We start from the raw sequence: 25,478 nt of genomic DNA, 5'->3' as shown, positions 1-25,478 counted from the left end.
CGTGCCCGCTAGCGCTCGGCGCGGTCCAGGTCGATCAGCGCCAGTCCGACCTCCGGGCGCATGGTCTTGCGCAGCTGCGCCGGGCTCTCCCGGACCACCACCTCCAGCGTGGGCCACACCTCGCCCTCGAGCAGGTGGCCGCCGCGCGTGGTGCCGTCCGCCAGGCCGAGGACGGCATGCAGGTGCAGCGCCGGCTCCCCGTCGGCGCCGAGGGCGACGTCGCCGATCAGCGAGAGCACCTCGCACTGCTGGCCGACGGTGATCCGCCGGTAGTCGCTGGTCTGCCGGTCGAACCAGCCGACCACCGCACGCCGGAACGCGCCGACGGCCGTGACCTGGGCGGCGGACAGCTGTTCCTGCTGCGCGAACGACGTCAGCGCCGCCACCGCGTCGTCCCCCTCGTCGAGGATGACGACGTAGGTGCTCTCGCCCCCGTGCTGGTTCCCGGGCTGGTGATCTCGCGGTACTGCATGGAGTTCCTCCGATCATCGGGTCCGGCCCCGCTGCCGTGCCCTCCGATCGGCCGTCCAACCCCCGCGGTCACGGCTCGACGGTCGGGCGCGGGTCAGCCGCTGACGACGTGGACCAGCGCGCCGGCCGCCCCGGCGAGGAGCAGCACGACGATGAACGGCGCCCGCAGCGCCAGGGCCAGCGCCGCGACGGCCAGCCCGGCCAGCCGGCCGTCGACCACGATCCGGTCGCCGGTGGTCAGCGCCTGGACGACCACGAGCGCGGCCAGGAGCCCGGCGGGCACGAAGTCGACGAACCGGGCCACCCACGGCTGCTCGACCCAGGAGGCGGGCACCGACAGCCCGGCGAGCTTGAGCAGGTAGCAGCCGGCGGAGGCGACCAGGACGGCGGCCCACAGCGTGGTGCCGGTCATGCCGGCTGCTCCGCGCGGCGAGGGCGGCCGGCGAGGGCGACGGCCACCACCGCGGCGACGACCTGCACCCCCGGCGGCACGAACGGCGTCAGCGCCAGCGCCACCACGGCACCGCCGGCCGCCACCCGCCGCTGCGCCCCCGCCTCGCGGGATCCCCTCCGCAGCCGGGGCCACAGCAACGCCAGGAACGCGGCGGGGACGACGGAGTCCAGCGCGGCCTCCGCCGGCGCGCCCAGCCCCGAGGCCCCCAGCACGCCGACCAGCGTCATGGCGTTCCAGCCGAGGTAGATGGTCGCGCCGGTGGCCCAGAACGCCAGCCGGCCGAGCTCCCTGCTGGGCGCGGCCACCGCCATCGCCGTCGTCTCGTCGATCACCCAGTGCGCCGCCCCGGCCCGGCGGAGCAGGCCGCGAGGGGCCAGCAGCGGTGCCATCCGCACGGCGTAGACGGTGTTGCGGGTGCCGAGCAGGAGGGCGCTGCCCACGGCCGCCGGCGCGCTGCCCCCCGCCCCCAGGACGCCGACGAGCGCGAACTGCGACGCCCCGGTGAACATCAGCGCCGAGAGGGTCAGCGCCTGCCAGACGTCGAGCCCGGCGGCGTCGGCCGCGGCGCCGAACGCCACGCCGTAGAGCCCGACGGCCAGCCCCAGGCCGACGGCGTCGCGCAGGGTCCGGGAGCGGTCGGGCGACACGGCCCGACCCTAGTGATGCGCGGTTGCGCGGTAGATCACCCTCCGGCGGGCGGGCGCGGCCGTGACCCGCCGTACAGTGGCAGGCGACCGATCGCGCAGGTCGCCGCCTGCTGGCCGCCGACCGCCGGACGCCGGTCCCCGTCGAAGGAGACAAGCGAACACGATGTCCGACCAGCTGACCGGCACGCCGGCGCTCGACGCCGTCAACGCCGCTCTGGCCACCGTCCAGGATCCCGAGATCAACCGCCCGCTCCCCGAGCTCGGCATGATCAAGGACGTGCGGATCGGGCCCGACGGCTCGGTCGCCGTCGAGGTCTACCTCACCGTCGCGGGCTGCCCGATGCGGGAGACGATCACCACCCGGGTCACCCAGGCGGTCTCCGCCGTCCCCGGTGTGACCTCCGTGCAGGTCGCGCTCGACGTGATGAGCGACGAGCAGCGCTCCGAGCTGCGCAAGACCGTGCGCGGCACCGACGCCGCCGACCCGGTCATCCCGTTCGCCCAGCCCGGCTCGCTCACCCGCGTCTACGCCGTCGCCTCCGGCAAGGGCGGCGTCGGCAAGTCGTCGGTCACGGTCAACCTGGCCGCCGCCCTGGCCAAGCGCGGCCTCGCGGTCGGCGTCGTCGACGCCGACATCTACGGCCACTCGGTGCCGCGCATGCTCGGCGTGGACGACAAGCCCACCCAGGTCGACAACATGATCATGCCGCCGCAGTCCATGGGCGTGAAGGTCATCTCGATCGGCATGTTCACCCCGGGCAACACCCCCGTCGTCTGGCGCGGGCCGATGCTGCACCGCGCGCTGCAGCAGTTCCTCGCCGACGTCTGGTGGGGCGACCTCGACGTCCTGCTGCTGGACCTGCCGCCCGGCACCGGCGACGTCGCCATCTCCATCGCCCAGCTGCTGCCCAACGCCGAGATCCTCGTCGTCACCACCCCGCAGCTGGCCGCCGCCGAGGTGGCCGAGCGCGCCGGCGCGATCGCGACGCAGACCCACCAGCAGGTGGTCGGCGTCATCGAGAACATGAGCTGGATGGACCTCCCCGACGGTTCCCGCGTCGAGGTGTTCGGCTCGGGCGGCGGCGAGGCGGTCTCCGACGCGCTGACCCGCACGCTCGGTGCCCGGGTGCCGCTGCTGGGCCAGATCCCGCTCGACGTGCGGCTGCGCGAGTCCGGTGACTCCGGCGCGCCGATCGTGCTGGCCGACCCGGACTCCCCCGCCGCGCAGGCCCTGATCAGGATCGCCGACGGGCTGGCCACCCGTCAGCGCGGCCTGTCGGGCATGTCGCTGGGTCTCACCCCCGTCAAGCACTGAGCTGATCCGCCGCAGAGGCCGGTTCCCGAGGGGAACGGCCTCTGCGCTTGTCGGGGCGCGTTGCGGTGTCGTCCGGAGGACGACGACCGATCACGTCGCGTCGACGTCGAACGGCGGGGGTGAGCCTGCGTCGCGGGACCGGGCGACGGCGGCCGCCGGCACGGCCGCGCCCATGGCGGTGGCGCCCAGGCCGGCCGATCCGGTCGCGCTGCCCCGGTGACCGACCGGGCCGTCCTCGTCGTCGTCATCCAGGAGCTGGCTGCGGATGAAGGTCCGTGGGTGGTACTTGCGCAGATCGAGGTCGCGCAGCTCGGCGAAGTCGTCGCCGAGCGAGTCGTTCATCTGCGCCCGGACGCCGGTGATCGCCGAGCGCAGTCGCTTGAGCCCGCCGGCGGCCTCCTTGGCCAGATCCGGCAGCCGCTCCGGCCCGAAGATGAACAACGCCGCCAGCGCGAGCACGAAGATCTCGGGCCAGCCGATCGAGTCGAACACCGCCGCTCTCTCCGTTCCTCCGGGCCGCCTCGCGCGACCCGTCCCAGCCTAGGCGGCCCTTCGGTCAGGCAGGGTCGAGCGTGGCCTCGACCTGGCGCGAACTGCCGTTGCGGACCAGCTCGATCGTGACCACGTCCCCGGGCTCGTGGGCGTCGACGGCGACGACGAGCTCCTCGGAGCTGCCCACCGGGGTGCCGTCGACCGCGATGATGACGTCCTCCTCGCGGATGCCGGCCCGCGCCGCGGCGCTGCCCGGCTCCACGTTGAGCACCAGTGCGCCGTCGCGCGTGCCGTCGGTGACCGACCGGGCGTTGACGCCCAGCACGGCGTGCACGGCCGTCCCGTCGGAGATCAGCTGCTCGGTGATCTGCTTCACCGTGTCGACGGGGATGGCGAAGCCCAGACCGATCGAGCCACCCGTCCCGGTCGAGGCGATCGCGGTGTTGATGCCGACGAGCGAGCCGGTGGCGTCGACCAGCGCGCCGCCGGAGTTGCCGGGGTTGATCGGCGCATCGGTCTGCACGGCGCTGATCACGGCGTTGGTGTCGGTGCCCTCGCCCGCCAGCCGCACGGGCCGGTTCAGGGCGCTCACGATGCCGCTGGTCACGGTGCCCGCCAGCCCGAGCGGCGAGCCGATCGCGACCACCGGATCGCCGACGGCGACCTCGCCGGACATGCCCAGCGACGCGGTCACCAGACCCGGCTTCTCGACCTTGATGACCGCGAGGTCGCTCGCCGGGTCACGCCCCACGATGCGGGCGGCCGAGCCGCTGCCGTCGGAGAAGATCGCCCGGATCTCCGCGCCCTCGACGCCGTCGGCCCCGGAGATCACGTGGTTGTTGGTGACGATGTAGCCGTTCTCGCCGTCGACGACCACACCGGAGCCGGTGGCGCCGGCCTGACCGACCCGCACCTCGATGGAGACGACCGCGGGCATGACCGCCTCGGCGATGGTGGAGACCGAACCCGGCTCGCGGGTGATGCCGGGCTGCACCTGGGAGAGCGTCGTCCCCGGGCTGAGCAGCGGCGACTCCCCCGCGGTGCGGGTGAGGTACCACCCGACCCCACCGCCGACGGCCGCCACGACCAGCAGGGTCAGCACGACCAGCGTCGCCAGCCGCACGGAGAGGTCGCGCAGCCGCACCTTCCGGCGGCCCGCCGCGTCGATGACGACCGGCCCGGGCTGGGCGTCCTCGGCGTAGACCGCGGGCGCGCCGAGGCCGGCCGGTGACGCCGGGTCGCGCCACGGATCGTCGCGGGCGTCGGCCTTCCACCAGGGGCCCGGGGCGGTCCGCCGCCGGCCCGGTCGGCCACCGGGCGGATCCTGCAGGCCGCCCCGGCCGGGGATCGGCGGACCGAAGGCGCGCAGCAGCGCCTCGGGCGGGGGTGGCGGCACCGGGCGCGGTCTCGGCGGCGGGCGGTCACCGGCGAAGCTCCCGGTGACCCGGTCGGGCCGGCCGAAGGCGGTCGCCTGGCCGGGGGTCGGCTCCGGCGCGGCGGCCGGACGCGGGGTCAGCCGCTGCGCCGCGGAGTCGTCGAAGGCCCCGGTCTGGCCGGCCGGCCGCGCGAAGACCGCGTCACCGCCGCTGTCCGGCGACTGGTCGGAGGAGGTGCTCAGGGGGTACCACCCGGGGGGACGACGCCGACGGAGGTGTCCACGGTGACGGTACGCAGCACCGGCGGCACCACCTGGGTGTGCTGCTCGCGCGTCGGGCTGTCCGCGGCGGGCGCGCGCGCGGCGTCGGCCGGCAGGGTGAGAGCCAGAGCGGTCACCCCGGCGCCGAGGCCGGCGAGCGTGCCGGCCACCCCGCGCCGGAGCCAGCGGTTGCCGAGCGGGCCCCGCCGCGGCGCCGGGCCGGGGGTGAGGTCGACCGACCACGAGCCGGCACTACCCGTGACGGTGAGCTCACCAGGGCCGGCGCTGATCCCGCCGGTGCCCTCGCCGGACCCCGGCACGTCCGCGGTGAACGGGATCGCGCACAGCCGGGACATCAGGTCGCCGGGGACGGCGACGTCCGCCGAGCCGTGCAGCGCCGCCTTCGCCTCGCGCTGCGCCTCCACGGCCATCCGGCACTGCAGGCAGCCGGTCAGGTGCCGGGCGGCCCGGCTCGCCGGACCCGCGGTCAGCTCGCCGTCGACGAGCGCGGCGATGGCCTCCTGGGCCAGGTGGCTCTCCGGGATGCTCACGCCCCGACCTCCCCGGGAACACCCGCCCGGCGAGGGGCGAGGTGGGCCAGCGCCTGGCGCAGCTGCACCCGCCCGCGGTGGATGCGGCTGCGCACCGTGCCGAGCTTGATGCCCAGCGTCGCGGCGATCTCCTCGTACGTGAGGCCCTCGATGTCGCAGAGGACGACGGCGACGCGGAACTCCGGGGCCAGCGCGTCGAGCGCCGCCTGCACCTGCGGGTCGAGATGGGTGTCGGCGTAGACCTGCTCCGGGCTGGGGGCCCGGCCCGGCAGCCGCTCGGTGTCCTCGGGCAGTGCGTCGAACCGGATCCGCTGCCGCCGGCGGACCATGTCGAGGAAGAGGTTCGTGGTGATCCGGTGCAGCCAGCCCTCGAAGGTGCCCGGGGAGTAGTCGGCCAGGGAGCGGAACACCCGGACGAACGTCTCCTGGGTGAGGTCCTCGGCGTCCTGCGCGTTGCCGGAGAGCCGGTAGGCCAGCCGGTACACCCGCGCGGAGTGGTCGCGTACGACCTGCTCCCAGGACGGGGCCACCCAGGCGTCCTGGCTCACGGCCGCGGCCGGGGGCTGCGGTGCTGAGGCCTCGGACACGCCACCAGGATCGCAGACGGGGCCACCCACGACCTCCCCCGCGTCAGCGGTTCGTACCGGCTCGGCTCGCTTCAGGCGCACACATCGATCAACGGACGGACGGCACATCCGTGTTCCCGGGCACCGCCGTTCCCAGGAGACGCACAGGTGCCGCCGCCGCACGCGGTCCGACGGGGCCGGGCAACTACCCTCGGTCGGTGATGAGCGCCCAGGAACCGCCGCCCGGGGGCGGCACCGACCAGGGCGCCGCCTACGCCGACCGCTTCGCCGCCGAGACACCCGAGATGGTGGCCGCACGGCAGCGGGCGCAGTTCCTCTCCGGGCCGCCCCCCGTGGAGCCCGCGGTGGGGGCGACCCTCGCCGTGCTGGCCACCACCACCGGCGCCCGGTCGGTGGTGTCGATCGGCAGCGGCGGCGGCCTGGCCGCGCTCTGGCTGCTGCGCGGCATGCGCCCCGACGGCGTGCTCACCGCCCTGGACGGCGACCCGGAGCAGCTGCGTGCCGCCCGCAGCGCGCTCGCCGAGGCCAGGGTGCCCGCGGGCCGGGCGCGACTGATCTTCGGCACCCCCGGCGAGGTGCTCCCCCGGCTCTCGCCCGGCGCCTACGACATGGTCTGCTGCGCCGGTCCGCCCCGGGAGTACGCCGAGCACCTGCCGGCGCTGCTCGCCCTGGCCCGGATCGGCGGCACGCTCACCTGCCACGGCCTGCTCCAGGGTGGCCGGGTCGCGGACCGGACGGCGCGCGACCCGCAGACGGTCGCCTGGCGGGAGATCGCCCGCACCATCCGGGACGACGACGCGCTCCTGCCGGCCCTGCTGCCGATCGGCAGCGGCCTGCTCGTGGCCACCAAGCGCGCCTGACCGACCGGGCACAGGAAGCTATGCCTACGGATCCAGCGCGAGAACCGTAGGCATAGGTTCCTGTGCCGGGTGTGTCAGAGGTAGGCGCGGGCGCTCTTCGCCAGCACCGTGATGCCGCCGGCGCTCACGTGGTAGTGCTGCCGGTCGAGGTCGTGGTCCAGGCCGATCCGCGCGCCCGCCGGCACGACCACGTTCTTGTCGAGGATGGCGCGGCGCACGTGCGCGCCCTCGCCGATGTAGACGCCGTCCATCACGACGCTGTCCTCGACCCGGGCGCCGCGTTCGACGCGGACCCCGGGTGAGATCACCGAGTTGTGCACCGAGCCGCCGCCGATGATCGCGCCGGCGCTGACCATCGACTCCTCGGCCCGGCCGCCGAGCACGAACTTCGCCGGCGGGCGCTGCGGCGCCAGGGTGTAGATCGGCCACCGGTCGTTGTAGAGGTTGAACACGGGCGTCACCGAGACCAGGTCCATGTGCGCGTCGTAGTAGGAGTCGATCGTCCCCACGTCGCGCCAGTAGCCGTGGTCGCGCTCGGTGGCGCCGGGCACGACGTTGGTGGAGAAGTCGTAGACGTACGCCTCGCCCGCGTCGGCCAGCATGGGCATGATCGAGCCGCCCATGTCGTGCACCGAGTCCGGGTCCTCCGCGTCGGCGCGCAGCGCCTCGAGCAGCGCGTCGGTGGTGAAGACGTAGTTGCCCATGGAGGCGAAGCTCTCCTCGGGCGAATCGGGCAGCCCGGGCGGGTCGGCCGGCTTCTCCAGGAAGCCCCGCACCTTGCCCTCGGCGTCGGAGTCGATCACCCCGAACTCGGTCGCCTCCCGCCGCGGTACCCGCAGCCCCGCGATGGTGACTCCGGCCCCGGTCTGCAGGTGCTGGTCGAGCATCTGCCGGGGGTCCATCCGGTAGACGTGGTCGGCACCGAAGACGACGACGATCTCCGGCCGCTCGTCGTAGATCAGGTTCAGGCTCTGGAAGATCGCGTCGGCGCTGCCGGTGTACCAGCGGGGACCCAGGCGCTGCTGGGCCGGCACCGGCGTCACGTAGTTGCCGAGCAGGCTCGACATCCGCCAGGTCTGGGTGATGTGCCGGTCGAGGCTGTGGCTCTTGTACTGGGTGAGCACGGCGATCTGCCGGATGTCGCCGTTGACCAGGTTGGAGAGCACGAAGTCGATGAGCCGGTAGTTGCCCCCGAACGGGACAGCCGGCTTCGCGCGGTCGGAGGTCAACGGCGCCAGCCGCTTCCCCTCACCGCCCGCCAGGACGATGCCGAGCACCCGAGGACCGCCACGCATAAAGGCACGGTAGCCGCTGGCCAGGGCGCCGTCCCACTGGACAGCCGACTGCGCCCCCCTAGGGTGACGTCGTGCGCATCGGGATCGTCACACGCGAGTGGCCGCCGGACGTCTACGGCGGGGCGGGCGTGCACGTCGAGCACCTCGTGGCGGCGCTGCGCTCCTTGCCCGCCGGGCCCGACCTCGACGTCCACTGCTTCGGCGGCGCCCGCATCGACGCGACCGGGCACGCCGTCCCGGCCGGGTTGCGCGAGGCCAACGGCGCCCTGCAGGCCCTGGGCGTCGACGTCGAGATCGCCGCGGCGCTGGCCGGCGCCGACCTGGTGCACAGCCACACCTGGTACGCCAACACCGCCGGTCTGCTCGCCGCGCTGGTGCACGGGGTGCCGCACGTGGTCACCGCGCACTCGCTGGAGCCGCGCCGACCGTGGAAGGCCGAGCAGCTCGGCGGCGGCTACCGCCTCTCCTCCTGGGCCGAGCGCACCGCGTACCTGGGCGCCGACGCGGTGATCGCGGTCAGCGCCGGCATGCGCGACGACGTCCTCGCCGTGTATCCCGAGCTCGACCCGGCCCGGGTGCACGTCGTGCACAACGGCGTCGACGCCGAGGCCTACCGCCCGGTTCCCGCACCGGAGGTGGTCCGCGGGCTGGGCGTCGACCCCGACCGGCCGTACGCGCTGTTCGTCGGCCGGATCACGCGGCAGAAGGGGCTGGTCCACCTGCTGGCCGCCGCCGAGCAGCTGCCCGCCGACGCCGGGCTGGTGCTGTGCGCCGGCGCCGCCGACACCCCCGCGGAACGCCGTCAGGTCGCTGACGCGGTGGCCGCGCTGCAGGAGCGGCGGACCGGTGTCGTGTGGATCGAGGAGATGCTGCCGCGGGAGCAGCTGGTGCCGCTGATCACCGGGGCCACCGTCTTCGTCTGCCCGTCGGTGTACGAGCCGCTCGGCATCGTCAACCTGGAGGCCGCGGCCTGCGGCACCGCCGTCGTCGCCAGCGCGGTGGGCGGCATCCCGGAGGTCGTCGAGGACGGCCGCACCGGGCTGCTCGTGCCCTACGACGAGGCCGACCCGGCCGGTTTCGCCGCGGGCCTGGCCGCCCGCACGGCTGAGCTGCTGGCCGATCCCGACCGGGCCGCCGCGATGGGCGCCGCCGGTCGGGAACGGGTGCTCGCGGAGTTCGGCTGGGCCGCCGTCGCGGAGCGCACCGTCGAGGTGTACTCGGCGGTGCTCGCCGCCCGCGGGTGAACCTCGCCGGCGGCTCAGCGCGCGGCCCGGAACCGCACCGCGTCGCCCGGGCGCAGCTGCGCGGCTCCGGCCAGGTCGGCGGTGACGACGACGGCGAGCACCGGGTAGCCGCCGGTCACCGGGTGGTCGGCGAGGAACAGGACCGGGGCGCCGTCCGGCGGGACCTGCACCGCGCCGGGCACCAGCCCCTCGCTCGGCAGCTCCCCGTCCCGCGCGCGGTGCAGCCGCGGACCGGCGAGCCGGAGCCCCACCCGGTCGCTGTCGGCCGTGACGGTCCACGCCGCCGCCGTCAGCGCCGTCCACGCCTCCCCGGCCAGCCAGTCGCGCCGCGGGCCGGGCAGCACCCGCAGGAGCGGCGCCGACGACGGCGGGGCGACCGGGGCGACGTCCACCGTGGGCTGCCCCGGCGGTGGCGGCCCGACCGCCAGCAGGTCACCGGGCCGCAGCGGGCCGGGCCCCAGGCCGGACAGCGTGTCGGTGCTGCGCGAGCCCAGCACCGGCGGGACGTCGACGCCGCCGCGCACCGCCAGGTACGTGCGCAGCCCCACCGGCGGGATCCCCAGGTCGAGGACCGCCCCGGGCGCCAGGCCCAGCGGCCCGTTCAGCGGCGCCGGCCGGCCGTCGACGGTCAGCGGAGCGGGCGCGCCGGTCACGGCCACGAGTAGCGCGCGCTCGGCGCGCACCCGCAGCCCACCCGCGGTCGCCTCGATCGCCGCGGCCCCCGGGTCGTTGCCCACCAACCGGTTGGCCAGCCCGGCCGCCGGCCGGTCGGCGAACCCCGACCGGGTCACCCCGATCGACGCCCAGCCGCACCGGCCGGCGTCCTGCACGGTGGCCAGCGGCCCGGGCGCCAGGACGGTGAGCACCTCAGCGCACCTCGCGGAAGCGGACGGCGGCTCCCGGGACGAGCAGCGCCGGCGGGTCGCGGTCCACGTCGAACAGCAGCGCGTCGGTCCGCCCCACCAGCTGCCAGCCACCGGGCGAGGGCCTCGGGTAGACCCCGGCGTAGGGGCCCGCCAGCGCCACGGCCCCCGCGGGCACCCGGGTGCGGGGGGTGGGCCGGCGGGGCACGTGCAGGTCGGCAGGGAGCCCGGTCAGGTAGCCGAAGCCGGGGGCGAAGCCGCTGAAGGCGACGGTGAGCCGCAGCGCGGTGAGCCGGCTCACGAGATCGGCGGCCGAGCCGCCGGTGAGCCGGGCGACCTCGGCCAGGTCGGGCCCGTCGAAGACCACCGGCAGCTCGACGTCCGCCGCCGCCGGCCGCTCGCCGGCCGCCGGGGTCAGCCGGCGCAGGGCGGCGACGTCGAGGTCGGTGACCGGCCGGTCGAGGACGACGAGGAGCGTGCGGGCGGCCGGTACCAGGTCGAGCTGCCCGGTGAGCGGGGCGGCCGCCAGCGCCGCCCGGAGTCCGGGCACGGCGGCGGGATCGGCGGCCTCGACCAGGACCGCGCGGTCGCCGTACGGCACGGCGCGCACCGGTTCCTGGGGGTCGGTCACCGGCCCATGATCGGCCATCGCGGGCCAGGCCGGACCCGGCTCCGCCCAGGATGTGCGGTGGGCCGCGCGGGCGGAGAATCAGCCATGACCATCGCCGACCGGTTCCGCGCCGCGCTCGCGGAGGTCTCCGCCGCGGAGCCGGCCGGGCCGGAACTGCTGCCGGAGCGGCTGAGCCGGGCCTGCGCCCGGGTGCTGGCCGTCGACGGCGCCGGCCTCAGCATGGTCGACGCGACCGGCCGGTGGGTGCCCCTGGGGTCCAGCGGCCCGGTGGCCGCCGCCGCCGAGCGCATGCAGTTCACCGCCGGCGACGGCCCGTGCACGACCTCGCAACGCCGCGGCCAGCCGGTCTTCGCCGTCGAGGAGGACCTGCGGCAGCGCTGGCCGGTGTTCGCCGGCCTGCTCCTCGGCGGGACGCCGTTCCGGGCCGTCGTCGCCCTGCCGCTGCGCCCCTCCCCGTCCGGCGACGGCGCCCTCGACCTGTACTTCACCCGGCCGGCCGCCGTCCCGGAGCTCGACGTCTTCGCGGCCGTCGCGGTGGGTCAGCTGGTCAGCTCCGCGCTGAGCGACGCGGCGGTCTGGTCCACCTGGTCCCCCGCCGAGGGCCCCGGCTGGCTGCAGGGCCCGGCGCCCCGTCGGCGCGCCGCCGTCTGGGAGGCCATGGGCAAGGTGGGTATCGCGCTCGACGTCGACCCCGCCGACGCGCTCGCGCTGATGCGCGCCGCCGCCGCCACGACGGGGCGTTCCGTCGACGACCTCGCCGCCGACCTCCTGTCCGGCCGGGAGCCGGTGGAGTCGCTCCGCCCCGGCGGTTGAGGGTTCAGCCGGCGAAGGGGGCGATCGCGAGCCCGGCCGTCTCCAGCGCCGCCCGCACCGCGCGTGCCAGCCCCACCGCCCCCGGGGTGTCGCCGTGGACGCAGACCGACCGGACGTCCACGGGCACCACGCTGCCGTCCACCGCCACCACCGTGCCGTCGACGGCCATCCGGACGGCCCGCCGCGCCACCTCGGCGGGTTCGTGCACGAGGGCGCCGGGCGCACCCCGGGGCACGAGGGTGCCCTCCGGGGTGTAGCCGCGGTCGGCGAACCCCTCCCTCACGGTCGGCAGTCCCGCGGCCGCCGCGGCGCGGAGCAGCGCGGAGCCCGGCAGGCCGAGCACGGGCAGGCCGCGGCCGTGGGCGACGACGGCGTCGACCACCGCCCGCGCCTGCGCTTCGTGGGCCACCACCGCGTTGTAGAGGGCCCCGTGCGGCTTGACGTAGGAGACCCCGCCGCCCGCCGCCCGCGCGATGCCGTCGAGCGCGGCCAGCTGGTACAGCACGTCGGCCGCCAGCTCGTCGGGGGCGACGTCGACGAACCGCCGGCCGAACCCGGCCAGGTCCCGGTAGGCCACCTGTGCGCCGACCGCCACCCCGGCCCCAACCGCCGAGGCGCTCACCCGCCGCATGGTCAGCGGGTCACCGGCGTGGAAGCCGCAGGCGACGTTGGCGCTGCTCACGATGCCCAGCAGCGCGTCGTCGTCGCCCAGCCGCCAGACGCCGAAGCCCTCGCCGAGGTCGGCGTTGAGGTCGATGCGGGGGGTGCCCGGTGCGCTCACCGGGGCAGTCTGGCACCGGAATGGGAGCCGCCCCGCCGGCGCTGCACCGGTCATGGCAGCCGCGGAGCCGCTCACCCTCTTCGACCTCGGGGCGCCGCCGGAGCCGATGCCGCCCAACCCGCTGCTCCAGGTGCGGCGGATCTACGCCGAGCCCGCCGCCCTCGACTCCCCCCGCGGGCGCCAGGTGCTGGGCCGGTTCCCGGGCGTCGACGTCGTCGAGGTGCCCTCGCACTGGCAGATCCCGGAGCTGCACGGCAACGCGGGGAACGTCGACCGCTGGGTCCGCGTGAAGACCGAGACGCTGGTGCTCGGTGTCCGCAAGGGGCTGGCCACCCGGCCGAACGGCCGCTCGGCGAACTTCATCGCCCCCGGCACCGCGAACGGCTGCGCGATGGCGTGCTCGTACTGCTACGTCCCTCGGCGCAAGGGCTACGCCAACCCGATCACCGTCTTCACCAACATCGACCAGATCACCGCGCACCTGCGCCGGCACGTGACCCGTCAGGGGCCCAAGACCGAGCCCGACCAGTGCGACCCGGAGAGCTGGGTCTACGACATCGGTGAGAACAGCGACTGCTCGGTCGACGCGCTGGTCAGCGACAACGTCGCCGATCTGGTCGCCACCTTCCGCGGGCTGCCGACGGCGAAGGCGTCTTTCGCCACCAAGTACGTCAACCGGCGGCTGCTCGACCTCGATCCCGCGGGCCGCACCCGGCTGCGCTTCTCGGTCATGCCCGATGCCGACGCACGCGTCCTGGACGTGCGCACCAGCCGGGTCGCCGAGCGGATCGCCGCGGTCGACGACTTCGTGGCGGCCGGCTACGAGGTGCACCTCAACCTGTCGCCGGTCGTCCTGCGGGACGGCTGGGAGCAGGCCTGGGCCGAGCTGCTGCAGCAGCTCGACGACGGCCTGGGCGCCGCGGCCAAGGCGCAGGCCGCCGCGGAGGTGATCATGCTGACCCACAACGAGGGGCTGCACGAGGTCAACCTGGGCTGGCACCCGACGGCCGAGCAGCTGCTCTGGCGACCGGACCTGCAGGAGCCGAAGCGGAGCCAGAACGGCCAGGACAACGTGCGCTACCGCGCCGACGTGAAGCGGGCCGGACTGGCCCGGCTCCGGGCGCTGATCGCGGCCCACGCCCCCTGGCTGCGGGTCCGCTATGCCTTCTGACCGAGCGGTCGACAGGGCGCCGTGTCGACATGGTCACATGTCGACATTCCGTGTCGGCACGATCACCGCGTGTGTGAGACGCTCGCCCACGGGTCCACCGTCCACGGAGGATGTCAGGACCCGAGGGGGAACGGGTGCCTGAGGCGAGCTCGGGGCTGCCGGCGGCTGCGCTGCTGGCCGCCCTGCCGGACACGGTCGTCGTCGCCGACGCCGAGGGGCGCGTCACCTACGTCAACCCTGCAGTCTCCCGGCTGCTCGGCTACGAGGCCGAGGAGATGCTCGGGCTGCCCCTGACGGCGATCATGCCCCAGCGGTTCCGGCGCGGGCACGGCGGCCGCATCACCCGGTTCCTGACCACCGGGCAGGGCGAGCTGGTCGGCTCGACCACCCAGCTGCCGGCCCTGCACGCCAGCGGCGAGGAGGTCTCGATCGACGTGACGCTCGCCCGCGTCGAGCCCTTCCCGGGCGCCACCGCCGCGGAGTCCTCCGTCGTCGCCGTGCTGCGCGACGCGAGCACCACCATCCTGCTGGAGCGGCAGCTGCAGGTCAGCCGCTACCTCGCCGCCACGCTGCGGGTCACCGCCGCGCTCACCGAGGCCCGCGACGCCGACGTCGCCTTCCGCCAGCTGCTGCCGACGCTGTGCACCCAGCTCGACTGGGACGCCGCCAGCCTCTGGCAGCCCGACTCCGACGGCACCCGGCTGGTGCACGCCGGCACCTGGACCGCGCCGGGCGCGGAGGTTCCCGCGCTGGAGTCCGACGCCGCCGTCCGCACCTTCGTCCGGGGCGAGGGGCTGCCGGGGCTGGCCTGGCAGCAGCGGGTGCCGGTGGTCGTCGAGGACCTCACCGACGACAGCCGCTTCATCCGGGCCGAGGTGGCCCGCGCCGACGCGCTGTCCACCGGGGTGGCCTTCCCCGTGCTGCGCGGCGATCGCCTCCTCGCCGTCTGCGAGCTGTTCTCGAAGTCGGCCCGGCCGGTACCACCGGAACTGGTCGAGGTGCTCTCCCACGCCGGGCGCCAGATCGGCCAGTTCCTCGCCCGGTTGCGCGCCGAGTCGGAGGTCCGGGAGCTGGCCGACACGCTGCAGCGCAGCCTGCTGCCCTCGCACCTGCCGGCCATCCCCGGCATGGAGCTCGCGGCGCGCTACCGGCCGGGCGGGGACACCGCGCTCGTCGGCGGCGACACCTACGACGTCATGCCGCTTCCCGACGGGCGATGGATGGTGCTGATCGCCGACGTCTGCGGCACCGGGGCCGAGGCCGCCGCCGTCACCGCGGTCACCCGGCACACCGCGCGCGCCGCCGCCGCCGCGGGCCGCCCCGGCGAGATCCTCGCCGCGGTGAACACCGCCTTGCTGCACGGGCAGGGCACCCCGCTGCGCTTCGTCACCGCCTGCTGCCTGGTCCTCGAGCCCGCCGGGCAGGGGCGCCGCGCCTGCCTCAGCGTCGCCGGGCACCCGCTGCCCGTGCTCGCCACGGCGGACGGCGCCCGGGAGGTCGGTGCCGCCGGGCGGCCGCTGGGCATCGACGCCGACGTGGTCTTCACCGAGACCGTCGTCGAGCTGCCCCCCGGCTCCACGCTGGTCCTCTACACCGACGGGGTCACCGAGGCGCGGGACGACACCGGCCGCCAGTTCGGTGAGGACGCGCTGCTGCGGGTGGTGGCGGGCGCCCCGGTCGCCGACGCGGAGGCCGTGGTGGCCGCGGTGTCGGCCGCCGTCGAGACGCAGCTGGCCGGGTCGCGGCACGAGCACGACGACCTCGCCGTCCTGGCGCTCGCCGTCCCCCGCTGATCCGCCTGGCTACGGTGGGCCCGTGGCGCGCGTGGTGGTGGTGGGCGCCGGCCTGGGCGGGCTGGCGTCGGCCGCCCGGCTGACCGCGCTGGGGCACGCGGTCACCGTCGTCGAGCAGGCGCCGCGGATCGGCGGCAAGCTCGGCTGGTTCAGCCGGGACGGGCACGCGTTCGACACCGGGCCGAGCCTGGTCACCCTCCCCCAGGTCTACCGCGACCTGTTCGCCGCCACCGGCGGCCGGCTGGAGGACGCCGTCGACCTCATGCGGCTCGACCCGGCCGTCGGCTACCGCTTCGCCGACGGCACCCGGCTGACGATGCCGGGACGGCTCGAGGCCGTTCCCTCCGCGCTCGACGACGCACTGGGCGCTGGCGCCGGCCGGCAGTGGACCGCCCTGCTGGACCGGGGGGCGACGATGTGGCGGATCAGCGAGGGCCCGTTCCTGCGCACGCCGCTGGCCGGGCCGGTGACCCTCGCGCGGCTGGCCCGCCGGCCCGGCGACGTCACGGCGATCGCCCCGTGGGCGTCGCTGCGCGGGCTGGGCCGCCGCTACCTCGACCACCCGCACCTGCGCACGCTGCTCGACCGCTACGCCACCTACTCCGGCTCCGACCCGCGCCGCGCGCCGGCGGTGCTCGCGACCGTCCCGCACGCGGAGCAGGCGTTCGGGTCCTGGTACGTGCGCGGTGGACTGCACCGGCTCGGACAGGCGGTGCTGGAACGGGCGGTGGACCGCGGTGCCGTGCTGCGCACCGGCCGGGCCGTGCGCCGGATCTCGCTCGAGGGTGGCCGGGTGGCCGGGGTGGAGCTGGCCGACGGGGAACGGCTGCCCGCCGACGTCGTCGTCTCCGGGGTCGACGCCACCGCGCTGCACGCCGACCTGCTGCCACCCGATCCGCGCATCCGGCGGGTCCGCCGCGACCTCCGCCGGGCCACCCCCTCGCTGTCCGGGTTCGTCCTGCTGCTGGCCCTGCGCGGCCGCACCCCCGGGCTGGCCCACCACTCGGTGCTCTTCCCCGACGACTACGACGCGGAGTTCGACGCCGTCTTCGGCACCGGCCGGTACGCCGGCCGGCCGCGTCCCGTGCCCGACCCGACCGTCTACGTCAGCGCGCCCGACGACCCGGCGCTGGTTCCCGACGCCGACAGCGAGTCCTGGTTCGTGCTGGTCAACGCACCGCGGCACGACCCCGGGCGCGGGGTGGACTGGGACGCGCCGGGCCTGGCCGAGAGCTACGCCGACCGGGTGCTGGAGGTGATGGCGCGGCGCGGGCTCGACGTCCGCGAGCGGCTGCGCTGGCGGCAGGTGCGGACGCCGGCCGATCTGGCGCGCGACACCGGCAGCGTCGGCGGCTCGATCTACGGCACCTCCAGCAACGGCTCGCGCGCGGCGTTCCTGCGCCCGGCCAACGCCTCCCCCGTGCCCGGCCTGTTCCTGGCCGGCGGCTCGGCGCACCCCGGTGGGGGCCTGCCCCTCGTGGGGCTGTCCGCGGAGATCGTGGCGCGGCTCGTCGGCCCGGCCTGAGTCAGGTCGGCCGGTCGGCGGTCACGGCCACCAGCGGAGCCCCCGGCGCGATCCGCCGCGGCTCCCGGGGCCGCAGGCCGGCCGCGCGCAGCCCGGCTTCCAGTCCGTCGACGTCCGGGAGCGACATACGGCCCTCCTGCGCCCGCAGGAGGAGGTCGAAGTGCCGGCTGAAGAGCTGATCCGTGGCCACCGTCGTGACGACGAGGAGCGTGCCGCCCGGCGCCAGGAGGCGCGCGACGTCCGAGAACAGCGCGGCCCGCTCGTCCGCGGGGACGTAGTAGACGACGTTGGCCAGCAGCACGAGGTCGAACGGCTCCTCGCCGGTCAGCCGGCGGACGTCGTCCCGCACGATCCGCGCCCGGGCGGTGAGGCCGCGCTCCCGCAGCGTCGTCTCGGCCAGGCCCGCCGCGGCCGGGTCGGTGTCCACCCCGACCCCGGCGGCCTCCGGTGCCGCCGCCAGCATCGTGGCCAGTTGCAGCCCCGCGCCGCAGCCGACGTCGAGCACCGCCCGCGGCGACACGGCGGCCACCGTCTCCCGCAGCACGTCGTCGACGAACGGCTCGAAGGCGGCCGACACCCGGGCGATCACCCCGCCGTGGGTGGTGACGTCGCGCCGCCGGGGCCCGCCGGCCAGCAGCGGGCCCAGGTCCCGGTAGAGACCGGTGTGGAAGCCCGCGAACGCCTCGTAGGAGGCCCGCACCAGGTCGTCGGTGACCACGGCGCGGCCGGCCGGCGCCAGCGCCCATCCGGCGCCGTCGCCCCGCACCAGCCCGGCCGCCGCGAGGGTGCGGAGGAAGGCGTCGAGCAGCTCGGCCTCCGCGACGTCGAGCCGCCGGGCGAGCTCCGGCGTCGCCACGGCACCGTCGGCGACCGCGTCCAGCACCCCGGTGCCCAGCGCCGCCGCACCCAGGTGCAGCCGGACGGCGGCCTGACCGTCGCGGGTGGCCCGCAGCCGGGCGGCGGCGTTCCCGCTGCGCAGCACGGTGAGCAGCGTGCGCGCACTGAACATCCGGGCCATGTCGTCTCCCACGGGCAGGTGGGCGACCACTGTGGCCGACCGGGCCCGCAGGCGCCAGGGTCCGGTGCGCGTCAGGCCCGGGCGGCCCCGTAGCCGAGCAGCGCGGCCAGCCCGAGCGCGCTGCGCGGGGCGTAGGCGGTCCGCCACAGGCCGCCGTGCGCCGCCTCGTACGCCTCGTCCTGCCAGGGGTGCTCGTGCGCGGGCCCGCCGCCGGTGTGCAGGTCGTGCACCAGCAGGGCGGCCATCAGCACGTTCGCCGTCGCGGGCTCGAACACCTCCACGCCGAACCGGTGGGCGCCGGCGTAGGCGGCGGCCAGGGCCCGGTTCTTGACCACCGAGCGGGTGCGGGTCGGCGGGGCCACGTTCATCGAGACCGTGTGCCCGGCTGCGCGGGCCACCGTGGCCCGCCACCGCTGCAAGCGCTTGGCCAGCGCGTAGTTGGGGCCCTGCTGGGCGACCAGGCTGTCGGCGATGCCGGGGTCGGCGCCGGGCACGTACGCGCGCCGCAGCAGCCGGCCCCCGGACAGCGTGCGCAGCGGCCGGCCGAGCAGCTTGGCCGTCCCCGTCCGGGCGCCGTAGGCCCGCACCGACTGCGCCACCGCGTCACCGGGGACGGCGAAGACGTCGGTCGGTGTGGCGAGGAACGCCAGCGCGAGATCGGGCCGGGCCGCCCCGAGGCGCACGGTGAGCGCGTCGACCGCCGTCGAGACCCGGACGTTCGTGGCGCCGTCGGCGTAGACGTAGTTGCCCAGTACCGGCCGCCCGGGGAGACCGGTGACCCAGTCGGCGACCGCCGGGACCTCGGCGATCAGGTCGGCGCCCGCGCGGGCCGGGTCGGCGTCGGGGCCCTCGCCGGACACCGGCAGCAGCAGGGTGCCGGCCCCGCTGCGGGCGGTCTGCAGCACGCGCTCCCACAGCGGGGCACGCGGCAGGTCGACGCCGGCCACGCGGACCCCCCAGCGGAGCAGCGCGGTGAGCGGCCCCATCTCCGCCCCGGCCCCGAGCACGACGACGGTGGTGTCCGGCAGCGCCAGCCACTCCGGGTGGGCCACGACGGCGCGGACCGCCTCGCCGCACGAGGGTTCCACCACCCCGGCGTCGGTCCAGCGGTCGAGGCGGCGCAGCAGCGCGTCGCCGCGGAGCCGGTAGCCGTGGAAGGGCAGCGAGAACTCCCGTTCCGGCTCGGCGCGCCCGGTCACCTCGACCGTGCGCAGCGACCGGCCGGCGGGCGCGCCGGCCAGCGTGTCCAGCCCCGCCTCCCCGTCCGGTCCGGCGACCCGCATGCGCCGGTGCAGCGAGTCGAGCCCGGCGTCGGCGATGGCGTGCGCGGCCCCTGCCGACGGCAGCCCGGCCTCCACGAGCCGGCGGAAGTGGGTCAGGTAGCCCGCCCGCCAGTTGGTCTCGTGCTCGGCGGCCAGCGCACCGGTGGCGTCCACCGGGCGCAGCGCGTCGGCGACGACCGCCCGGCCCAGGGCGGCGGTGCTGCGCCGGCCGTCGGGGCCGGCCGGGAAGACGACACCTGCGGATTCGTCGGTCATCGGTCGTTCACCACCGCGACAGCATCCACCGGGGCGGCATCCACCGGGGCACCGGCCTCCAGCCAGCGCAGGAGCGTCCGCGCGCCGAACCCGGTGCCGCCCTTGACCGTCTCCTCGTGGTCGGACCGGGCTAGCGCCGGGCCGGCGATGTCCAGGTGCGCCCACGGCAGCTCCCCGGCGAACGGCCGCAGGAACAGCGCCGCGGTGGTCCCGCCGGGGCCGCCCGGCGCGTTCGTCGCATCGGCGACGGCGCTGTCGAGCAGCTCCGCGTACTCCTCGGCCAGCGGCATCCGCCACGAGGGCTCCCCCGCCTGCGTGCCGGCGGCGGACAGCGCGTCGGCCAGCCCGTCGCTGGTCGCGTACAGCCCGGCCGTCCGCGCGCCCAGGGCCACCTTCATGGCGCCGGTGAGCGTCGCGACGTCGACCAGCGCCGTGGCGCCCAGGACGAGCCGGGCGTGGGCCAGGGCGTCGGCGAGCACCAGCCGCCCCTCGGCGTCGGTGTTGCCCACCTCGGTCGTGCGCCCGCCGACGTGCCGGACGACGTCGGCCGGCCGGTACGACGACCCCGAGACCGCGTTCTCCGCGACGGCGACGACCGCCGTGACGGCCACCGGCAGCTCCAGCCGCGCGGCGGCGTCCACCGCGGCGAGGATGGCCGCGCCACCGGCCATGTCGGTCTTCATGTCCCGCATGCCGGCGCCGCGCTTGATCGACAGCCCGCCGGTGTCGAAGGTGATGCCCTTCCCCACCAGCACGGGGTGGGCCGGGCCGGCCGCGGGGTGCCGGTAGCCGGCGACGATGACGCACGGCGGGGTGGCCGATCCGCTCCCGACGGCCAGCACGCCGCCGAACCCGCCGGCCCTCAGCTCCTCGGGGCCGAGGACGGTGACCGAGACGTGCGGGAGCCCGGCCAGCCGGTGGATGGCCCGGTCGGCCAGCCAGGCGGGGTTCTTGGTGCTGGGCGGCGTGTTGACCAGGTCCCGCGCCCAGCCGACGGCCTCGGCGGCCACCTGGCCGGCACGGGCGGCCTCCGCCACCGCGGCGTCGTCGGCGCCGGCGAGGACCAGGGTCACCGTCCCCAGCCGCACCGGGTGCGGCTTCGAGGTGTCGCGGAACCGGTACCCGCCCAGCAGCGCCGCCTCGACCGCCGCGCGCACCTCGGCCGCGCCGGCCGGCGCCGTCGCGGTGTCCAGCGGCAGGACCAGGCGCCGCGCGCCGTGCGCGGCCAGCGTCTGCGCCCGGCGGACGGCGGTGGCCGCGTAGCGGCGCACGTCGGGGAGGACGCCGTCGCCGACGCCGATCGCGACGACGCTGCGGGGCCGCCGCCCGGCGATCGGCACGTTGGTCAGCCCCCCGGCGCGGCCGGAGTTGCCGGTGTCGGCGAGGGCACCGGTCAGCAGCTCGGGGCTGACCACCGGGGCCGCCGCACCGGTCAGCCACGGCGGCAGGGCGCTGCCGGCACCGACCGGTACGGCCAGCACGTCGTCGGGTCCCAGGGCCGGGACGTCGGCGAGGACCTCGACCCGCGGGAACGGCGCGGCCCCGGTCGCCGGCGAGGTGCCGACGGCCGGGGCCGTGTCGTCCTGTGCGGGGCTGCCCGGGGACAGGCTCGCGGAGGAAGTCAGCTGGTCGCGCCCTTCAGCGCCTCCGACAGCGCGGCCGCCTCGTCCGGCGACAGCTCGACGACCAGGCGACCGCCGCCTTCCAGCGGTACCCGCATGACCAGGCCGCGCCCTTCCTTGGTGACCTCGAGGGGACCTTCACCCGTGCGCGGCTTCATGGCCGCCATGCGTGCCTCCTTCGCCAGCCACGCGTCTGCCCGTGGACGGGCGCGTGGTGTCCGATGCTGTGAGCTCCGTGGCAATGATCCCGTATGAGCCGCCGTCGTCCAACAGCAGGCCCGTCAGGGTGATGCCCGGAAGCACTCGGCCACGTGGTCGTCGACCATGCCGGTGGCCTGCATGAGCGCGTAGGCGGTCGTCGGGCCGACGAAGACGAAGCCGCGGCTCTTCAGCTCCCGGGCCATCGCGACCGACTCCGCGCTCGTCGCCGGGACGTCGGCGAGCGTCGCCGGGCGCGGCCGGGCCGCCGTCGGCGCGAAGGACCAGAGCAGCGCGGACAGCCCCTCCGGCACCTGCTGCGCCGCGCGGGCGTTGCCGATCGCCGCACGGATCTTCACCCGGTTGCGCACGATGCCCGCGTCGGCCATCAGGCGCTCCTCGTCGGCGTCGCCGAACCGGGCGACCTCGTCGATGCGGAAGCCCGCGAAGGCCGATCGGAACGCGGGGCGCTTGCGGAGGATGGTGATCCAGGACAGCCCCGACTGGAACGCCTCCAGGCTCAGTCGTTCGAAGAGGGCGTCGTCGCCGCGCAGCGGCGTGCCCCACTCCTCGTCGTGGTAGGCGACGTACTCGGGGCTGCTCGTCGCCCAGCCGCAGCGACCGATGTCATCCACCCGCGGACCGTAGCGCCGCCCCCTGACGCCCCGGCGCTACGGTCCGCGGGTGAACGTGGTCCGGGACCTCGAGTCGCCGCGCGGGACCGCGGCCGCGCCGGTGGCCTGGGCGCCGCTCGGCGCGCTCGCCGGCGCGCTCGCCGCCCTCCTCCTGGCCGTCGCCGACCGCTACGGCCACCACCGCGACGAGCTGTACTTCCTCCGGGCCGGCCGCGAGGCGGCGTTCGGGTACGTCGACCAGCCGCCGTTCACCCCGCTGGTCGCCGCGGCGATGGACGCCCTCGCCCCCGGTTCGCTGGTGGCGCTGCGGCTGCCCTCCGCCCTGGCCGCGGGCGCGGTGGTCCTGCTGACCGGGCTGCTCGCCCGCGAGTTCGGCGGCGGCCGGTCCGCCCAGCTGCTGGCGGCCGGGTGCATGGCGGTCTCGGCCGTGCTGCTGGCGGTCGGCCACCTGCTGTCGACGGCGACCTTCGACCTCTTCTTCTGGGCCCTGCTCGGCTGGCTGCTGGTCCGGGCGCTGCGCGACGGCGGGCGGGTGTGGCTGGTCGTCGGCGCCGTGGCCGGGCTGGCCCTGCAGAACAAGCTGCAGCCCGCCTTCCTGCTCGCGGCCGTGCTCCTCGGGGTGCTCGCCGCCGGGCCGCGCGCGGCGCTGCGCAGCCCGTGGCCGTGGGCCGGTGGGGCGCTCGCACTGGCGTTGTGGACACCGAACCTCGTCTGGCAGGCCGTCTCCGGCTGGCCACAGCTGGAGCTGGCCGAGGCGATCGCCGCGGGCGGCTCGGGCACCAGCGAGCCCTGGTACCTGTTCCTCCCCTACCAGTTGGTGCTGGTGAGCCCTCTGCTCGTCCCCGTCTGGGTGCTGGGCGGATGGCGGCTCTGGCGGGACCCCGCGCTGTGGCCCTGGCGGTGCTTCCCCGTGGCCTACGTCGTCCTCGCGGTCGTCTTCCTCCTGACCGGCGGCAAGCCCTACTACCTGGCGGGCCTGTACCCGGTGCTGCTCGCGGCCGGGGCCGCCCCGGCGCTGGCCTGGGCGCGCCGGGGCGGCCGGCGCGCACGGCGGACGCTCGTCCCGGCCCTGGTCCTCAGCGGCCTGCTGAACGCGGTGCTGATGCTGCCGGTCGTGCCCGTCGACGCCCTGGCCGGCACCCCGGTCCCCGCGGTCAACTACGACGCCGGCGAGACCGTCGGCTGGCCCCGGTTCGCCTTGACGATCGAGCAGGTGCGCGGCCGGCTGCCGGAGGACGAACCGGTCGCCGTCCTGACCGGCAACTACGGGCAGGCCGGAGCCGTCGACCGGTTCGCCCCCCGGCTCGGCCCGGCCTACAGCGGGCACAACTCCTACTGGACGTGGGGTCCGCCGCCGGAGTCGGTGGACACCGTGATCGCCGTCGGGATCCCGGAGCAGGAGCTGCGCGTGTGGTTCGCCCGCGTGGACCTGGCCGGGCGGATCGACAACGGGGTGGCGCTGGACAACGACGAGCAGGGGCGGCCGGTGTGGGTCGCCACCGGCCGGCAGGAGCCCTGGTCGGCGATCTGGCCGCAGCTGCGGCGCCTGGGCTGAGTCAGCGCGCGGCGGCGTCCACCGCGGCGACGCTGGGCTCGGGCCGGGGCGCGCTGCGCCGGGTGGCCAGGACGCAGCCGACCAGCACCAGCGGCAGCCCGAGCGCGATGCCCAGGGTGAACGGCTCGCCGAGCAACCAGACGCCGAGGAGCACCGCGACCACCGGGTTGACGAAGGTGATCACCAGCGCCCGCTGCGGGCCGACCTCGCGGATGAGCGCGAAGAACAGGGCCAGCGCCAGCGCGGTGCACACCACGCCCAGGGTCGCCAGCGAGAGCAGGGCCTCCGGCGAGGCGTCGGCCACCGTGTCGAGCCGCGGGACGGCGAACGGCGCGTAGACGACGGCGGTGATGAACAGCGCGATCGAGCTGGCCGCCACGCCGGGCACGTCGGGCAGGGCCCGGCTGACCACCAGCGGGGCGGTCGCGTAGCCGACGACCACCAGGGCGACGGCGAGGATCGGCAGCAGCTGGGCGCCCTCGATGTCCAGGCCCAGGAGCACCGCGATGCCCACCACCCCGATGCCCATGCCCAGCAGCCGGACCGGGGTCAGGCGCTCCTCCTCCCCCACGAGCCGCGCGGCCAGCGCCGCCACGAACGGCACGGCGGCCACCAGCAGGCCGGTGAGCGAACTGGACAGGCTCTGCTCGGCGTAGGACAGCAGCAGCCACGGCCCGGTCATCTCCAGCACCGTGAACAGCAGCAGCGGCTTCCAGTGCCGCAGGGCCGGGCGCAGCTGCCCGCGGGCGATCGTCCAGGGCAGCAGCAGGGCCGCGCCGATGGCGCAGCGGGCGAAGACCACGGACACCGGCGAGACCTCGCCGACGGCGACCTTGATGAGCAGGTAGGGCACGCCCCAGATGACCGACATGGTGAGGAACAGGGCCCAGCCCCGCCGGCTCACGCCCCCGCCTCCGCGCTGTCCACGGCGTCATCCTCGCCGACCGCCGGCTCGTCCGGCGCAGCGGCCTAGAAGGTGCGGGCGAACGCGGCGAAGCGCTTCAGCGACAGCCGGATCCCGACGAGCGCGAACGGCTTGACCAGCACCCAGCCGACCTGCCCGAGCAGCCCGTAGGGCAGCCACAGCCGCTCGGTCCACACGAAGGTGCTGTGCTCGCCGCGGGGCTCGATCTCGAAGATGCCGGGGCCGCGCACCAGCCGCCCGGTGTGCTGGACGACCACCCGCCGGGGCGGGTCCCACTCGGTGATGACCATGGTGTCGAGCAGCCCGACGTGCCGGCCACCGGGCAGCGGCAGCCCCGTGCGCGCGGCCAGCCGGCCGCCGACCCCCTGGGCCGGCCCGGCGACGGTCCGCACGTCGGTCGCGATCATCCACTCGCCCTGCCGCGTCCATGCCGTCAGCGCGTCCCACACCCGCTCCGGCGGCGCATCGACGTCGATCCGCTCGGTCACCTCACGCACCGCGGCTCTCCCCCTCCTCGGACGACACGACCCGCGGGTCGGTCGGCTGGTCCTGCTCGGTGCGCCCGGCCAGCTCGGCCCGCAGCGCGGCGATCTCGTCGTCGCGTTCGTCCAGGGTCTGCGCGAACTGGTCGAGCAGCCAGTCGACCTCCGCCATCCGGTAGCCCCGGGCGGTCACCGCGATCCGCAGCGCCCGGACGTCGTCGGACGTGACGCGGCGGTCGTCGGGCAGCTCGACCGGCGACCGGTCGAGCTCGGCCGGCGGCTGGGTCTCCCCCCGGCCGAGCAGCAGGGACGCGACCAGGAACAGCACCCCGCCGACCAGCAGGACGGCGACGACGAAGACGACGAAGGACAGCAC

Annotated in this window: 27 protein-coding genes; 8 read left to right on the top strand and 19 right to left on the bottom strand. The window is 76.2% G+C overall.

The genetic code is table 11. From position 1 onward, the window contains the following. Positions 1-8: 8 nt before the first annotated feature. From ABDB74_RS04345 to ABDB74_RS04335, 3 genes are all read right to left on the bottom strand, one after another. Positions 9-410 carry a PPC domain-containing DNA-binding protein gene (locus ABDB74_RS04345; RefSeq protein WP_346623853.1) on the bottom strand — a complete coding sequence of 134 codons (402 nt, stop codon included), beginning with the start codon at positions 408-410 and terminating at the stop codon, positions 9-11. 155 nt (positions 411-565) lie between these two features. Beyond that, positions 566-883, bottom strand: coding sequence for an AzlD domain-containing protein (locus tag ABDB74_RS04340; protein WP_346622042.1), 318 nt, complete (start codon positions 881-883; stop codon positions 566-568). Next, complete coding sequence (locus tag ABDB74_RS04335) at positions 880-1,572, bottom strand: AzlC family ABC transporter permease (RefSeq protein ID WP_346622040.1); 693 nt, start codon at positions 1,570-1,572, stop codon at positions 880-882. Before ABDB74_RS04335 ends, ABDB74_RS04340 begins: the two co-directional genes overlap by 4 nt. Before the next feature lie 163 nt (positions 1,573-1,735). Between ABDB74_RS04335 and ABDB74_RS04330 the strand changes: the two genes are divergently transcribed. Beyond that, positions 1,736-2,887 carry an Mrp/NBP35 family ATP-binding protein gene (locus ABDB74_RS04330; protein ID WP_346622038.1) on the top strand — a complete coding sequence of 384 codons (1,152 nt, stop codon included), beginning with the start codon at positions 1,736-1,738 and terminating at the stop codon, positions 2,885-2,887. Between the two features lie 90 nt (positions 2,888-2,977). Here the strand turns inward: ABDB74_RS04330 and ABDB74_RS04325 are convergent, their stop codons facing one another. The 4 genes from ABDB74_RS04325 to sigE form a co-directional block, all read right to left on the bottom strand. After that, entirely contained in the window at positions 2,978-3,379 is a 402-nt protein-coding gene (locus ABDB74_RS04325) for a twin-arginine translocase TatA/TatE family subunit (protein ID WP_346622036.1), read from the bottom strand. Between the two features lie 64 nt (positions 3,380-3,443). Then, positions 3,444-4,775 carry a trypsin-like peptidase domain-containing protein gene (locus ABDB74_RS04320; RefSeq protein WP_346622034.1) on the bottom strand — a complete coding sequence of 444 codons (1,332 nt, stop codon included), beginning with the start codon at positions 4,773-4,775 and terminating at the stop codon, positions 3,444-3,446. A gap of 218 nt (positions 4,776-4,993) precedes the next feature. After that, positions 4,994-5,566 carry an anti-sigma factor gene (locus ABDB74_RS04315; protein WP_346622032.1) on the bottom strand — a complete coding sequence of 191 codons (573 nt, stop codon included), beginning with the start codon at positions 5,564-5,566 and terminating at the stop codon, positions 4,994-4,996. Beyond that, positions 5,563-6,153, bottom strand: coding sequence for an RNA polymerase sigma factor SigE (sigE, locus tag ABDB74_RS04310; RefSeq protein ID WP_346622030.1), 591 nt, complete (start codon positions 6,151-6,153; stop codon positions 5,563-5,565). Before sigE ends, ABDB74_RS04315 begins: the two co-directional genes overlap by 4 nt. A 200-nt stretch (positions 6,154-6,353) precedes the next feature. On the opposite strand from sigE, the gene ABDB74_RS04305 reads away from it, so the two are divergent. Next, positions 6,354-7,013, top strand: coding sequence for a class I SAM-dependent methyltransferase (locus ABDB74_RS04305; protein WP_346622028.1), 660 nt, complete (start codon positions 6,354-6,356; stop codon positions 7,011-7,013). 74 nt (positions 7,014-7,087) lie between these two features. On the opposite strand, the gene glgC is transcribed toward ABDB74_RS04305, so the two are convergent. Then, entirely contained in the window at positions 7,088-8,308 is a 1,221-nt protein-coding gene (gene glgC, locus ABDB74_RS04300; RefSeq protein WP_346622026.1) for a glucose-1-phosphate adenylyltransferase, read from the bottom strand. 71 nt (positions 8,309-8,379) lie between these two features. On the opposite strand from glgC, the gene glgA reads away from it, so the two are divergent. Then, positions 8,380-9,552, top strand: coding sequence for a glycogen synthase (glgA, locus tag ABDB74_RS04295; protein WP_346622024.1), 1,173 nt, complete (start codon positions 8,380-8,382; stop codon positions 9,550-9,552). 14 nt (positions 9,553-9,566) lie between these two features. On the opposite strand, the gene ABDB74_RS04290 is transcribed toward glgA, so the two are convergent. After that, entirely contained in the window at positions 9,567-10,418 is an 852-nt protein-coding gene (locus ABDB74_RS04290) for a biotin-dependent carboxyltransferase family protein (RefSeq protein WP_346622022.1), read from the bottom strand. Position 10,419: 1 nt separating this feature from the next. After that, positions 10,420-11,046, bottom strand: coding sequence for an allophanate hydrolase subunit 1 (locus tag ABDB74_RS04285; protein WP_346622020.1), 627 nt, complete (start codon positions 11,044-11,046; stop codon positions 10,420-10,422). A gap of 84 nt (positions 11,047-11,130) precedes the next feature. Between ABDB74_RS04285 and ABDB74_RS04280 the strand changes: the two genes are divergently transcribed. Then, entirely contained in the window at positions 11,131-11,859 is a 729-nt protein-coding gene (locus ABDB74_RS04280) for a GAF domain-containing protein (RefSeq protein ID WP_346622018.1), read from the top strand. Positions 11,860-11,863: 4 nt separating this feature from the next. On the opposite strand, the gene ABDB74_RS04275 is transcribed toward ABDB74_RS04280, so the two are convergent. Continuing rightward, the gene (locus tag ABDB74_RS04275) at positions 11,864-12,640 is read right to left on the bottom strand and encodes a 5-oxoprolinase subunit PxpA (protein ID WP_346622017.1); all 777 of its coding nucleotides are present in this window, start codon (positions 12,638-12,640) and stop codon (positions 11,864-11,866) included. Between the two features lie 52 nt (positions 12,641-12,692). Between ABDB74_RS04275 and ABDB74_RS04270 the strand changes: the two genes are divergently transcribed. The 3 genes from ABDB74_RS04270 (at position 12,693) to ABDB74_RS04260 (ending at position 17,129) form a co-directional block, all read left to right on the top strand. Beyond that, on the top strand, positions 12,693-13,811 hold the full coding sequence (locus tag ABDB74_RS04270) for a spore photoproduct lyase family protein (protein ID WP_346622015.1): 1,119 nt from the start codon (positions 12,693-12,695) through the stop codon (positions 13,809-13,811). A gap of 134 nt (positions 13,812-13,945) precedes the next feature. Beyond that, entirely contained in the window at positions 13,946-15,604 is a 1,659-nt protein-coding gene (locus tag ABDB74_RS04265; protein ID WP_346622014.1) for a SpoIIE family protein phosphatase, read from the top strand. A 22-nt stretch (positions 15,605-15,626) separates the two neighbouring features. Continuing rightward, positions 15,627-17,129, top strand: a complete 1,503-nt coding sequence (locus tag ABDB74_RS04260) for a phytoene desaturase family protein (protein ID WP_346622012.1) — start codon at positions 15,627-15,629, stop codon at positions 17,127-17,129. 1 nt (position 17,130) lies between these two features. On the opposite strand, the gene ABDB74_RS04255 is transcribed toward ABDB74_RS04260, so the two are convergent. From ABDB74_RS04255 to ABDB74_RS04235, 5 genes are all read right to left on the bottom strand, one after another. Further along, positions 17,131-18,147, bottom strand: coding sequence for a methyltransferase domain-containing protein (locus ABDB74_RS04255; RefSeq protein ID WP_346622011.1), 1,017 nt, complete (start codon positions 18,145-18,147; stop codon positions 17,131-17,133). A gap of 71 nt (positions 18,148-18,218) precedes the next feature. Then, entirely contained in the window at positions 18,219-19,685 is a 1,467-nt protein-coding gene (locus ABDB74_RS04250; protein WP_346622009.1) for a hypothetical protein, read from the bottom strand. Further along, complete coding sequence (locus ABDB74_RS04245) at positions 19,682-21,166, bottom strand: M17 family peptidase N-terminal domain-containing protein (protein WP_346622007.1); 1,485 nt, start codon at positions 21,164-21,166, stop codon at positions 19,682-19,684. Before ABDB74_RS04245 ends, ABDB74_RS04250 begins: the two co-directional genes overlap by 4 nt. Before the next feature lie 140 nt (positions 21,167-21,306). Then, positions 21,307-21,474, bottom strand: a complete 168-nt coding sequence (locus ABDB74_RS04240) for a DUF3117 domain-containing protein (RefSeq protein WP_012947303.1) — start codon at positions 21,472-21,474, stop codon at positions 21,307-21,309. A gap of 114 nt (positions 21,475-21,588) precedes the next feature. Continuing rightward, positions 21,589-22,140: a DNA-3-methyladenine glycosylase I gene (locus tag ABDB74_RS04235; RefSeq protein ID WP_346622004.1), complete on the bottom strand. Its 552-nt coding sequence runs from the start codon at positions 22,138-22,140 to the stop codon at positions 21,589-21,591. A 49-nt stretch (positions 22,141-22,189) separates the two neighbouring features. Here ABDB74_RS04235 and ABDB74_RS04230 point away from each other — a divergent pair, with 49 nt between their 5' ends. Then, complete coding sequence (locus ABDB74_RS04230; protein ID WP_346622002.1) at positions 22,190-23,695, top strand: glycosyltransferase family 39 protein; 1,506 nt, start codon at positions 22,190-22,192, stop codon at positions 23,693-23,695. A gap of 1 nt (position 23,696) precedes the next feature. Here the strand turns inward: ABDB74_RS04230 and ABDB74_RS04225 are convergent, their stop codons facing one another. The 3 genes from ABDB74_RS04225 to ABDB74_RS04215 all read right to left on the bottom strand — a co-directional run bounded on the left by ABDB74_RS04225 (position 23,697) and on the right by ABDB74_RS04215 (position 25,478). After that, the gene (locus ABDB74_RS04225; protein WP_346622000.1) at positions 23,697-24,599 is read right to left on the bottom strand and encodes an EamA family transporter; all 903 of its coding nucleotides are present in this window, start codon (positions 24,597-24,599) and stop codon (positions 23,697-23,699) included. 65 nt (positions 24,600-24,664) lie between these two features. Then, a complete protein-coding gene (locus tag ABDB74_RS04220) occupies positions 24,665-25,117 on the bottom strand; it encodes an SRPBCC family protein (RefSeq protein ID WP_346621998.1) in 453 nt (150 codons plus the stop codon). Continuing rightward, positions 25,110-25,478, bottom strand: a complete 369-nt coding sequence (locus tag ABDB74_RS04215) for a DivIVA domain-containing protein (RefSeq protein ID WP_346621997.1) — start codon at positions 25,476-25,478, stop codon at positions 25,110-25,112. The genes ABDB74_RS04220 and ABDB74_RS04215 overlap by 8 nt, the downstream gene beginning before the upstream one ends.

Origin of the sequence: Blastococcus sp. HT6-4, assembly GCF_039679125.1 — a bacterium.
Classification (GTDB): domain Bacteria; phylum Actinomycetota; class Actinomycetes; order Mycobacteriales; family Geodermatophilaceae; genus Blastococcus; species Blastococcus montanus.
Note: the sequence above shows the minus strand (reverse complement) of the source record. Positions and strands in the feature narration are given on the sequence as shown.